The following is an 11,409-nucleotide window of genomic DNA, read 5'->3' on the forward strand; positions in this document are numbered from 1 at the left end:
TTGTCCCCAAGCCCTTCGGTTCAGTCTCGCGGCAGGCCGAGGATGCGCTCGGCGACGACATTCAGCTGCACCTGGGTGGTGCCGCCCGCGATGGTCAGACAGCGGCTCATCAGCAGCCCGTGCAACGCCCGTTCGCCCGCACCCTCCCGCACCGCGCCCGCAGGGCCGAGTAGTTCGAGGGCGAGCTCGGCGACGTTCTGCTGGTGCGTGGTCTGGATGAGCTTGCGTACGGATGCCCCGGCGCCCGGCTCCAGGCCGTCGACCTGCCGCAGGGTGGTCCGCAGCCCGATGCAGGCCAGTGCGTGCGCCTCGGCGGCCAGCGCGCCGACGCGGACGCGGCGCCCGTCGTCAAGCCCCGGCGCACGGGCGATCAGTTCCTCAAGCCCCGTGTCGAACGTCAACTGGTCTGCCATGTGCACGCGTTCGTTGCCCAGCGTGTGCCGGGCGACCCGCCATCCCCCGTTCACCTCCCCCACGACGGCGTCGGCGGGCAGCAGCGCGCCGTCGAAGTACACCTCGTTGAAGAGCGAGTCCCCGGTGATCTCCTTCAGCGGGCGGATATCGATCCCGTGGGTGGCCTTCATATCGACCAGGAAGTAGGTGAGGCCCTTGTGCTTGGGCGCCTCGGGGTCGGTGCGGGCCAGCAGGATTCCGTGATCGGCCCACTGCGCCGCGCTGGTCCACACCTTCTGGCCCGTGATCCGCCAGCGGCCGTCCGGCAGACGCTCGGCCCGGGTGCGCAGACCGGCCAGATCGGAACCGGCGCCTGGTTCGCTGAAGAGCTGGCACCAGAGCAGCTCTCCGCGCAGAGTAGGCGGCAGATAGCGGGACTTCTGCTCCTCGCTGCCGTAGGAGATGAGCGACGGCACCACCCAGGTGGCGATCCCGAGCTCGCTCAACTCAACTCGTGCGGCACGCAGTTCCTGTTGCACGGCGAGCTGCTGGACAGCCCCTGCGCCGAGGCCGTACGGAGGCGCCAGGTGCGGGGCCGCGTATCCGGTGGGCGCGAGGGTGCGGCGGGCGGCCCGGGGGTCGAGTCCGCGGGCGGCGGCGATCGCCGAGCGGGCCTGCGCCCGGTACGGAGCCGCCTCGGCGGGCAGTTCGAGGCGCAGCTCCCGCCGGGCGCCCTCGGCGGCGAACCCGGCCGCGCGATGCCGGTGTGTGTCGCCCGGCCCGAGCAGCTGGCGGGCGACGACGGCCCGGCGCAGATGCAGATGTGCGTCGTGCTCCCAGGTGAAGCCGATGCCGCCGAGTATCTGGATGCAGTCCTTGGCGCAGCTGTACGCGGCGTCCAGTGCGGTGGCCGCGGCGAGCGCGGCGGTGAATCCGCGGATGGCGGGGGCGTCCTCGTCGGCGGCCCGCGCCGCGTCCCAGGTCAGCGCCCGCGCCTGTTCGAGGCGGACCAGCATGTCGGCACACAGATGCTTGACCGCCTGGAACTGTCCGATGGGCCGCCCGAACTGCTCGCGAACCGCGGCGTATTCGGCGGCGGTGCCGAGCGCCCATGCGGCGGTCCCGCAGGCTTCGGCCGCGAACAGCAAGGCCGCGAGGTCGCCGACAAGCCCGGGATCGACGTCAAGGGCCCGCGCCTCGGGCACGAGCACCCGCACGGCGGTGACCTCGGCGGTGGGCCGGGTGGGGTCGGCGCTCTCATGCCCTCGGATCGCCAGGTCGGCGGCGTCCACGGCGAACCACCCGGCGTCCGCGGCCAGCACGACCAGATCCGCCTGCCCCGCCCCGAGCACGGGCGGCGCTGCCCCGTCGAGCCGGTACCCCGTGCCCGTCCGCACGGCTCTGAGCTCCCCGGCCCCGAGCGCGACCGCCCCGATCCGCCGCCCGCTCGCGAGGTCCCGCACCAGCTCCCGTACGCATTCCCCACTCCCCGCACCCCTCGCAGGCACCGCACGCTCCAGCACGGCGGACGCCAGCACACTCGGCAGATACGGCCCCGGGAGGGCGGCTCGTCCGGTCTCCTCCAGCACCACGGCCAGGTCGAGAAGCGTGCCGCCCCCGCCTCCGTACTCCTCGGCCAGATGCACCCCGGGCAGCCCCTGACCCACAGCCCCGTCCCAGTACCCGGGCCGCGTCCCGGCGCCGGGGCCGGGAGTGTCCAGCAGTTTCCGTACGGCTTCGGGCGGCATGGCGCGCGCCACCCAGCGGCGCACCGAGTCCGCCAACTCGGCGTGCTCCTCGGTGATTCCGATGCTTCCGGAGCGTGGTGTGCCCATGCCCGGCAGAGTAGAACACGTTTCAATCTGACGGAAGGTCAGATGCATGTACGCCCCGGCACAGGGGCCGGGGCGTACGTCATGTCCTGCACGCGTGAACCTGGCGAATTCCAGATCAACCTTGCGAGGGAAGTGGCGAGTTCCGCGACAACCTTGCGAATCGGCTGACCGTTAGGTCGGCATGGTCCACGAGTTACGCGTCATCGACGGTGAGGTGGCAGGTCCTCCGCTCGATGGGTTCGAGGTTGCGTACATCGACGCAGACGGAACAGAGCGACGCCGCCCGCTGGTCGATGCATGGCACGTACGGTTCGAGGACGTCATGCCTGTACGCGAGTTCCGTTCGTACAAAGGGCAACGGCATCTGCCGGGACTGTGGTGGTCGCCGACGGCTGGTGGGCACATCGGATACGAGTCCTGGCTGGAGCGCGATCACGTGATGCTCCTGGACTTCGATCCGTTTGTGACCGGGGTGTCCTCGCAGCCCTTCTGGCTGTTCTGGACGGCCGAAACCGGCAAAGCCATCTCTCACGCACCGGACTACTTCGCACGTCGCACCGACGGCTCCGCAATCGTGGTCGACTGCCGTCCGGCCGACCGCCGAAAGCCCCGGGACTGGGCCAAGTTCGAGGCGACGCAGAGAGCATGCGACCGCCTGGGGTGGGAGTTTCGCCTGGTCGGAGCACCGGATCAAGTCGTTGTCGCCAACGTGCGGTGGCTCGCGGGCTACCGACACGCACGGCACTGGCTGGAACCGACCGCCTCGACGCTCCTGGAAGTATTCGCCGAGCCTCGTCCGCTGATGGAAGGGGCTGCTCTTGCCGGGGATCCGATCTCGGTGCTTCCGGTGCTCTTCCACCTCCTCTGGAAGCACGAGCTGTCGGTGGATGTGTCGGTGCCGCTTCACGCCGCGTCCCTCGTTTCATCGGAGGCACGATGAACAGGAATCTCCCGGTGCTGCGGCCCGGCGACTGGGTCACCTACTGCACCGGCGACCACCAGGTCGTCGCGCTCGCCGGCACCGCGGTGAGGCTGCGCTCGCCAGAAGGCACCGAGATAGTCGTCCTCGCCTCGCACCTGATGGCGGCACCCGACTTCTCGGTCACGGGAACGGAGCCGCTGCCGGAGCTGGAGCCGTTCGGTCTGCTGGACTCGGTGCCAGATGCGGCTCTGGCCGCCGCCCGTGAATGGGAGCGTCACGTCGTCGAGGTCCAGTCTGGTCTGCCGCCGGACCCGCAGCCGGACTCTGCCCCCCGCCCTGAGTACGATCCGGCTGTTCGCTCCCTGGCCGAGCGGGACGCCGCGAAGGCTGCTGAGCTCGGGGTGGGTGTCCGCAGTATCCAGCGGCGGCGTTACGCCTACGCCCAGCAGGGGCTTTGGGGCCTGCTCGACCATCGGGCGGCCCGGTTGTCAACGGCAACCGGGCGGGCAGACGCCCGACTGGTCGCCGCGATCGAAGAGGTCCTGGCCACCGAGACGAACGCCTCGACCGGCACCCGATCACGGCTGATCCGGCGGGTGGTCAAGGCCGTGGAAAACACGCACGGTCCGGGAGTGGTGCCGCTGCCCGGGCAGAGCACTTTCTACAAACTCATCGACACGCTCTCCACGGGGCGGCACACCTTCGGCTCGGCAGTCACCCGCCGACAGACCGCGAACCGTCCGCAAGGACAGTTCACCCCTACGTTCGCCGCCCGGCCCGGGGAGCAAGTGCAGATCGACTCCACTCCGCTAGACGTGATGGTCGTGCTGGATTCCGGGCAGACCGTCCGCGCGGACCTGACGATCGCCGTTGACGTCGCAACCCGCACAATCTGCGCCGCCGTGCTTCGGCCGATGGGAACGAAAGCGGTCGATGCCGCGCTGCTGCTGGGCCGGATGCTGGTGCCCGAACCGATGCGTCCCGGCTGGTCGGCCGCACTGCGCATGGCGTCCTCACGGATGCCCCACATGAGGCTGCTGGACGCGGACGCCCGGATGGAGCAGGCCGCCGCGAAACCAGTGATCGTGCCGGACACCATCGTGATCGACGGCGGGCAGGTGTTCCTCTCGGACACCTTCACCCGGGCTTGCAACCGGCTGGGCATCTCGGTTCAACGAGCAAGGCCGCGCACGCCGACCGACAAGGCGATCGTCGAGGCGACTTTCTCCTCGATCAACACGCTGTTCTGCCAGCATCTCGCCGCATACACCGGCCCGAACGTTTCCCGCCGCGGTGAACGAGTCGAAGAGCATGCGGCCTGGACAATCCCCGAGCTCCAGGACCTACTGGACGAGTGGCTGATTGTCGGATGGCAGGCCCGCCCGCACGACAGCCTCCGTGACCCCTACCGGCCGCGACAGGCCATGTCCCCGAACGACAAGTACGCCTCCTTGGTCGCGGCCTGCGGCTACCTGCCACTGGTCCTCCGCAGTGAGGACTACCTGGAGCTGCTGCCGGTCGCCTGGCGCACGGTCAACGACTACGGGATCCGCATCGACCACCGCACTTACGACAGCGCGGACCTGGGCCCCTGGCGGCGCCAGCCCTCAGGGAATACCGCGAAGCGCGGCCTCTGGGAAGTGCACTACGACCCCTACGACCTCTCCCAGGTATTCGTACGCACCCAGCGCGGCTGGATCACTGTTCCCTGGATCCACCAGCCCCTGGTGAACGCTCCTTTCGCGGATTTCACCTGGCAACACGCCCGCCGCCTGGCTGCTGCGGCCGGCCTAGACGACACCCAGGAAACCGCCGTCGCACGCGTCTTGGACAACCTGCTCACCCGCGCCCATCACGGCCCTGACAAACGCACCGCCCGGATCGTCGGCCGCACCCGGGCCGGCGCCGCCACACACCGTCCGCCCGCTCCGAGAACCGAGCCGAACCCCGCCCGAACCGACAACGACGACACGCACAAACCGGCGGCGACAGTCGTCCCGTTCGGCGTCTTCGACGCCCACGCAGAAGCCGATAGGTGGCTATGAGCCCGCGCCGCAAATCATGGCCCGCCACACCACAAGAGGCCCCGTCCGACAGCCCGCTGACGACAAGGGAGGGATGGCGCCGGTTCATCGAGCACGCCCCGGCGCCACCGGAACTGAAGACCGCAACTGAGCGGGCCGCACTCACTCCTCATGAGCAGTTGCTCGATGACGAGCTCCGCCGCGACTACCACGCCGACCTGCCGCTGGTGCACACTCCCACGATCCGCAAGGCGATTGCCACGTCCCGGCTGCTCGTCCAGCTCAATCGCAGGCAGGTCTCCGCCCGTCGCGGCGTCATCATCAGCGGCGCCTCCGGCACCGGGAAGACCACCGCCCTGTCACAACTCGGGCGCACGCACGAACTCGCCGTCCGCAAACGTTTCCCGAACGACCGCAGCCGCCTGCCCGTCCTCTACGCCACAGTCCCGCCAGCCGCCACACCGAAGATGCTCGCCATGGAATTCGCCCGCTTCTACGGCCTGGACTTTCCCAGTCGGGCCAACATCACCGACGTTGTCAACTCGGTCTGCACCACCGCCGCACACACGCACGTCGACCTCGTCCTGATCGACGAAATCCACAACCTCAGCCTCGCCACCCGCACCGGCGCCGAAGCATCCGACCAACTGAAGTACTTCGCCGAACGGCTGCCCGCCACGTTCATCTACGCGGGCATTGATGTCAAAGGCTGCGGGCTGTTCGCAGGCACTCGCGGACGCCAGATCGCCGGACGATTCACCGTCATCTCCGCCACCCCGTTCTCCTACGCGCCCGGCACCGACCGCGACGCCTGGCAAGCCTTGGTCGACACCCTGGAGTCCACGCTGCGACTGCACCACCACCGCCCCGGAACGCTCGCTGGTCTGAGCGAGTACCTCTACCACCGCACAGGCGGCACAATCGGGACCCTGTCCCAGCTCATCCGCGGAGCCGCCGTCCTGGCCATCGAAGACGGCAGCGAGAGCATCACACAGGACCTCCTCGAAACCGTCCCCATCGACCACGCAGCCGAGGAATCAGAAGAACTCACCGCCCCCGCACAATCCGGCAAACGCAAGGCGCAAGCCGCCTGATGGCCGCTCTCCGCCTGCCGTCCTCGATCCCGCCGGCCCAGCACGAGGTCACCGCCTCCTACGTCGCCCGCCTCGCCCACCTGCACGGCATGGATTTCCACCTGCTCTGGGAGCAAGTAACCCGCCCCATCGCAGCAAGAAGCTCAATCCGCACGATCAACCCGGCTGCCCTCGCATCCGCCACCGGCCGCCCCCTCGAACACCTCGCGGGCGCCCTTCCCGAGCTCCGCACCCCGAAGCCCGACTGGAGCATGTTCCGCCACGAACCACAGCCCGGATGCCACCTCTGCACAGCGCGTCATCCCGGCGGGCGCATCGTCCACTTGCTGCCCCACCACCTCTATGTCTGCACCAAGCACCGGATCTGGATCGGACCGCCCGACACCGGCGAACAAACCACCCCTCTCGATGCGCTTCCCGAAGTCGTCCACGCACAGCATCGGCATCTGCGTCTCATCCGACGCCGCGGCTGGGAGATCACCTACGACGCAGTGCTCACGGGACTGCTCGTCTGCGCCCAGCTCTGGTCGCTTCCCGAAGGAGACAACGGCGCCGCATGGCACAACTGGGTCCGCCGAGCCAATCTCCTCATCCCACCCGGCACCTCTGAAACGACCTTCTCAGTCGCGCGTCTCTGCGCGGCGGTCTATCCCGAAGCCATCGACCTGGCGAGCGTCTTCGCCTCCCTTTATTGGAGACACCAAGCCCAGGGCACTCCTATGGATCGCAGCCGCTTCGAGCAGAGAATCGACCAACTGCTGCGGCACCCCGTCTGCCAGCTGAACGACGGACACAACCCGATCAGCCACTGGGCCGACGTCAGCTCCAGGCTCATGCCACTCACCCCCATCCGCGTCCACGGCGACAAACGGCCAGCGCGAGAGCCCCACCTCCGAAAGCCGTCCCTGCACTCCGCCACCCGACGCGCACAGCAACGGCACGCCCAAACCTTCGACCCGACCCACCGGGCCGGCGAACCGCTGATCGCCCATCGCCATCTGGCCACCGTCGTTCGACGCGCATGGTCGCCGTTCCGGGCCCCGCGAAACCGCTCTTGAAGCACCCGTCCCGGACCACTCCCAACTGGCAATAAGAACCGCATGTCTAGGACGGTCGGCTGAGGAACGGTTTGGAGTGGCCCCACCTTGGCTGTGATGACGTCGACGCCCCTCCTGGACGCCCTGTCTGACCGCCTTGATACAACCTCGTCATGACGTACCAATTCACCGCTCGCGTCGCTACCACGGAGATCGATCCTGACGGCTACTTCACCGAGGCCGCCCTCGCGGAGGGCGAGGACGGCAGCGGCTTCATCCTGATGTTCATGGCGGGCGAAGAAGAGCCCGATGACCAGGAGGTCGCGCTGGGAATGGACACGCACTGCCTCGTCACCGCTGGCCAGGGGACGGCATACGGATGCGTGCGGGAAGCCGTCCTGGACGGCAACATCCTCCGCATCTCACTGGATCCCGAGGCGCTGGAGAGCCTTCGGCTGGACGAGGGCGAGATCGAGGCCGTCATCGAGGCTCCGGCCGAAGATGTCACCCGGTTCCGCGAGATCCTTGCCCAGGTGCTCGCCTACGGGCGGGCGGACGCCGTGCCCACGCGGCTGGCAGTCTGACGAGAGGGGTGGGGCCAGAACATGCCGTCGAAGACACCCTCGATTTCGCCACCTAAACCTGGACGGTCCGAGGCTTCGACTTCCAACCGAAGCTTGCGAGCCGCAGGTCAGCTCACGCCCCGCTCGCCAAGTGAAGTCGGAGAGGGCACGTCATACCGGTGTGCGGTCAGCGGGGTCCGGGACGGTGGCCGTGGCTGGGGCGGCCATGGCTGGGCTTGCCGTGATCGGGCTTCCCATAGCCGGGCTTGCCGTGACCGGGCTTACCGGGCTTACCGTGGTGCGGCGGCTTGGGCTTGGGTTGCTGCTTCTTGTCGATGGTGGTGGTAGCGGTGGCGGTGCTGACGCCAGCGGAGCCGCCGCCGGTGACGGTGGCGGTGTTGGTGACCTGGTTGGGCGCGTTGTCGGCGATCTGGACGGTGAGGGTGATCGGCGGGTAGCTGGCGCCGGGGTCCAGGACGTCGGTCCGGGTGCAGGTGAGGGTGCCCAGGTCGCAGGTCCAGCCGGTGCCGGAGATGCTGATGGGGGTCAGTCCGGTGGGGAGGGTGTCGGTGACGGTGACCGTGGAGCCGTCGGTGGGTCCGTCGCCGGTGTTGGTGACGGTGAGGGTGTAGGTGCCCTGCCCGCCTTGGACGAACGTCCCGTCCGCGGTGAGCTTGGTCAGCGTCAGGGCGGGTGCTACCTGCTGGGGCACCACCGCGATCGCCACCCCACCCGGGAAGGCGCCGACGGAGACCGTGTCCACGACGGTGTTGGTGGCGGTGTCGATCACCGACACGGTGCCGTCGCTCCGGTTGGTGACGTAGACGAAGGTGCTGTCCGGCGTCACCGCCACCCCGAACGGCCCGCTGCCGACATTGACGGTGTCGACGACGGTGTTGGTGGCGGTGTCGATCACCGACACCGTGTCATCGCCGAAGTTGGTGACGTAGACGAAGGCGCCGTCCGGGGACACCGCCACGTCGTTCGGGGTGGTGCCCACTGCGATGGTGTCGACCACCGTGTTCGTCGCTGTGTCGATCACCGACACCGTACCGTCGCCACTGTTGGTGACGTAGACGAAGGCACCGTTCGGGGTGACCGCCACGTCGCTCGGGAAGTTGCCGACGGGGACGGTGGCTACCACGGTGTCGGTGGCGGTGTCGATCACAGACACCGCGCCGCCGAGGTTGCCGACGTAGACGCGGGTGCCGTCCGGAGAAACCGCCACTCCGGTCGGGTTGTCGCCGGCGGGGATCGTCACGACAACGGTGTTGGTGGCGGTGTCGATCACCGACACAGTGTCGTCATTCTGGTTGGCGACGTAGGCGTAGGTACCGCCCGGCACGGCATGCGCAGGCTGCGAGGCCGCCATGGGCAGGGCGAGACCGGCGACCAGAACCAGCCCGGCCAGCAGAGCCCGCAGCAGCCCGCCAGACCATGAGTGGTGCGCTCGGCGACCGGGTGGTGCCGATGACGAGAGAACATCCCCCGAGCCCGCTTGACACACAATCACAACGATCCTCCTGAATCATCTCATTCCATAGATCAGGATGAATCATGACAATGCATCACATTCAATTGGCCGAGGACACGCGTGTGCCCACCCGGGTGGGGCCTTCGCAGGCGAGCGGCACCGAGGTGTCTCCTCGGCCGCCGACGATGGCGCATGCCAGGAGGTTCATGGCCGGACGGACTCGACGGCACGGCCGATCTGCGGTGGCGCCGTCGGTGCGGCTGAGGACTTCGCCGTGTTCGCAGGGCAGGGCGAAGCCGCGCGAACGGCAGGGGCGGGCGGCCCACGATGTGGGCCGCCGGGCTCAGACGGCGAAGGCGTCAGCCAGGGAAGTGGAAGACGCTGCCGCCGCCCTCCTTCACCAACTCGACGGCCGCCTGGTGTGCATGGCGGGCGGTGGGCTCGTCGACGGCGGGCACGGGGCTGCCCGCCAGGCCGTACCACTCCAAGGCGCCGGTGTGCTGGACGGTCACCTGGGCCTGGCCGTCGATCCAGGTGGTGTGCACCGTCAGGTCGCCGGTGATGGGGCCGCCCTCGGTGGTCATGACGCCGCCCGAGCCGGCGATGATTCCCTGGGTGGTCCATGTGGCGAACGTGTCCATGACGCCTCCGCAATGGTGCCGGGGTCGGACGGTGAAGCAGGCCAATAATCGAACAAGCGCGGTGACACCATGGTGGACCAGATCGCCCGTACGCACCCCCGGGCGGACATCAGGTCTTCTCGGCGGGCTCCGGGCCGCCGCCCATCGCGCGCAGCATGCCGGGACCACCGGTCCGCAGGAAGCGCACCACGAGGACCGCCGCGAGCAGCAGGAACGCGATGTTCAGCCACGTCGTGTAGTCCCATGACACCCCTTCGTCGGGGATCGTCGCTGTGGTGTTGTCCGGGATGATCCCGAGGGCGCCGAAGACGAACTCGACGGCATACGCGGCGACGACGATCGAGGCGTAGAAGGTCACCAGAATGAAGGCGGCCATGCGCGCCCCGTAGTACTTCCGGTAGATGTTGAGGATCGGCACGATCAGCAGGTCGGCGAAGATGAAGGCGATCACCCCGCCGAAGCTGATGCCGCCCTTCCACAGCACCACGGCGAGCGGCACATTGCCGACCGAGCAGACGAACGAGGCGATGGCGACAAGCGGCCCGATCAGCGGACCCCAGATCTTCGCGGCCAGCGGGTGCCCCTCGAAGAAGAACGCCGACCAGAAGGAGTCCGGCACCCAGGCGGCGACGGCCCCGGCGATGAGCAGGCCCAGCACCAGATCGCGGATGATCGCGGCCCATTCCATCACGAAGACGTGCGAGGTGGCGGTGAAGCCCGCGCCCGACAGGAGGCGGCGGCGGAAGGAGCCCTCACCCGGGATGGACATGTCCATCGCCGCATGCCCTTCCATCGAGCCCGCGCGTCCACGTCCTGCCTGCTCACGGGCCTCGCGCAGCAGCTGCTCGCGCAGGAACAGCCGGAACAGCACCGCCAGCACCACGATCATGATCGGCCCGCCCGCGAACTCGGCGGCGGTGAACTGCCAGCCCATGAGCAGCGCCAGGATCACTCCGAGCTCCACGACGAGGTTGGTGGAGGCGATCTCGAAGGCCATGGCGGCGGTGAAGTTCGCGCCCTTGCGGAACAGGGAGCGGGCGAGCGCGACGGCCGCGTAGGAGCAGGACGAGGAGGCGATCCCGAGCCCGGCGGCAAGAGCAAGGCTCCTGGGGCTGTCGTCGCCGAGGAGGGAGACCACGGTGGCCTTGCGGACCACCGCCTGGACGACGGCGGACAGGGCGAAGCCCAGGATCAGGGCCCAGGTGATCTCCCAGGCCATGGACCCGCTGAGGGTCAGGGCGTGCAGCACGGCGTCGACTGCGGCGTTCATGCCGCACAGCCTGGCGGTACGGCCCCCGGGGACGGCTCGGAGACACGGCGGGGGGGGGGGGGGGGGGCCCGGGGGGGGGGGGGGGGCGGGGGCGGGGGCGGGGGGGGCAGAGGACCCCCCCCGGCGGGCGGGGAGGCCCGGGAAGGGCGGGTGGGG

Annotated in this window: 9 protein-coding genes; 5 read left to right on the top strand and 4 right to left on the bottom strand. The window is 69.0% G+C overall.

Going from position 1 to position 11,409, the window contains the following annotated elements; all coding sequences use genetic code 11:
- Positions 1-20: 20 nt before the first annotated feature.
- On the bottom strand, positions 21-2,228 hold the full coding sequence (locus tag ACFWI9_RS13980) for an acyl-CoA dehydrogenase (RefSeq protein ID WP_387161707.1): 2,208 nt from the start codon (positions 2,226-2,228) through the stop codon (positions 21-23).
- A gap of 181 nt (positions 2,229-2,409) precedes the next feature.
- On the opposite strand from ACFWI9_RS13980, the gene ACFWI9_RS13985 reads away from it, so the two are divergent.
- The 5 genes from ACFWI9_RS13985 (at position 2,410) to ACFWI9_RS14005 (ending at position 7,889) form a co-directional block, all read left to right on the top strand.
- The gene (locus ACFWI9_RS13985) at positions 2,410-3,168 is read left to right on the top strand and encodes a TnsA-like heteromeric transposase endonuclease subunit (protein ID WP_387161709.1); all 759 of its coding nucleotides are present in this window, start codon (positions 2,410-2,412) and stop codon (positions 3,166-3,168) included.
- The gene (locus tag ACFWI9_RS13990) at positions 3,165-5,195 is read left to right on the top strand and encodes a Mu transposase C-terminal domain-containing protein (protein WP_387161711.1); all 2,031 of its coding nucleotides are present in this window, start codon (positions 3,165-3,167) and stop codon (positions 5,193-5,195) included. The genes ACFWI9_RS13985 and ACFWI9_RS13990 overlap by 4 nt, the downstream gene beginning before the upstream one ends.
- On the top strand, positions 5,192-6,268 hold the full coding sequence (locus ACFWI9_RS13995; RefSeq protein WP_387161724.1) for a TniB family NTP-binding protein: 1,077 nt from the start codon (positions 5,192-5,194) through the stop codon (positions 6,266-6,268). Before ACFWI9_RS13990 ends, ACFWI9_RS13995 begins: the two co-directional genes overlap by 4 nt.
- A complete protein-coding gene (locus ACFWI9_RS14000; RefSeq protein ID WP_387161712.1) occupies positions 6,268-7,326 on the top strand; it encodes a TniQ family protein in 1,059 nt (352 codons plus the stop codon). The genes ACFWI9_RS13995 and ACFWI9_RS14000 overlap by 1 nt, the downstream gene beginning before the upstream one ends.
- A 152-nt stretch (positions 7,327-7,478) precedes the next feature.
- A complete protein-coding gene (locus tag ACFWI9_RS14005; protein ID WP_387161714.1) occupies positions 7,479-7,889 on the top strand; it encodes a hypothetical protein in 411 nt (136 codons plus the stop codon).
- 166 nt (positions 7,890-8,055) lie between these two features.
- Here ACFWI9_RS14005 and ACFWI9_RS14010 read toward each other — a convergent pair whose 3' ends face one another.
- The 3 genes from ACFWI9_RS14010 to ACFWI9_RS14020 all read right to left on the bottom strand — a co-directional run bounded on the left by ACFWI9_RS14010 (position 8,056) and on the right by ACFWI9_RS14020 (position 11,253).
- Positions 8,056-9,381 carry a beta-propeller fold lactonase family protein gene (locus ACFWI9_RS14010; RefSeq protein ID WP_387161716.1) on the bottom strand — a complete coding sequence of 442 codons (1,326 nt, stop codon included), beginning with the start codon at positions 9,379-9,381 and terminating at the stop codon, positions 8,056-8,058.
- 320 nt (positions 9,382-9,701) lie between these two features.
- Entirely contained in the window at positions 9,702-9,983 is a 282-nt protein-coding gene (locus ACFWI9_RS14015) for a hypothetical protein (RefSeq protein WP_387161717.1), read from the bottom strand.
- Between the two features lie 109 nt (positions 9,984-10,092).
- Positions 10,093-11,253, bottom strand: coding sequence for a permease (locus ACFWI9_RS14020; protein ID WP_387161719.1), 1,161 nt, complete (start codon positions 11,251-11,253; stop codon positions 10,093-10,095).
- Positions 11,254-11,409 lie beyond the last annotated feature (156 nt).

Origin of the sequence: Streptomyces sp. NPDC127084 (genome assembly GCF_042724175.1) — a bacterium.
Lineage (GTDB): Bacteria > Actinomycetota > Actinomycetes > Streptomycetales > Streptomycetaceae > Streptomyces.

Bases quoted from the DNA above. Each gene is read 5' to 3' on its own strand.
- ACFWI9_RS13980 (WP_387161707.1), bottom strand. From the start codon at position 2,228: ATGGGCACACCACGCTCCGGAAGCATCGGAATCACCGAGGAGCACGCC.
- ACFWI9_RS13985 (WP_387161709.1), top strand. From the start codon at position 2,410: ATGGTCCACGAGTTACGCGTCATCGACGGTGAGGTGGCAGGTCCTCCG.
- ACFWI9_RS13990 (WP_387161711.1), top strand. From the start codon at position 3,165: ATGAACAGGAATCTCCCGGTGCTGCGGCCCGGCGACTGGGTCACCTAC.
- ACFWI9_RS13995 (WP_387161724.1), top strand. From the start codon at position 5,192: ATGAGCCCGCGCCGCAAATCATGGCCCGCCACACCACAAGAGGCCCCG.
- ACFWI9_RS14000 (WP_387161712.1), top strand. From the start codon at position 6,268: ATGGCCGCTCTCCGCCTGCCGTCCTCGATCCCGCCGGCCCAGCACGAG.
- ACFWI9_RS14005 (WP_387161714.1), top strand. From the start codon at position 7,479: ATGACGTACCAATTCACCGCTCGCGTCGCTACCACGGAGATCGATCCT.
- ACFWI9_RS14015 (WP_387161717.1), bottom strand. From the start codon at position 9,983: ATGGACACGTTCGCCACATGGACCACCCAGGGAATCATCGCCGGCTCG.
- ACFWI9_RS14020 (WP_387161719.1), bottom strand. From the start codon at position 11,253: ATGAACGCCGCAGTCGACGCCGTGCTGCACGCCCTGACCCTCAGCGGG.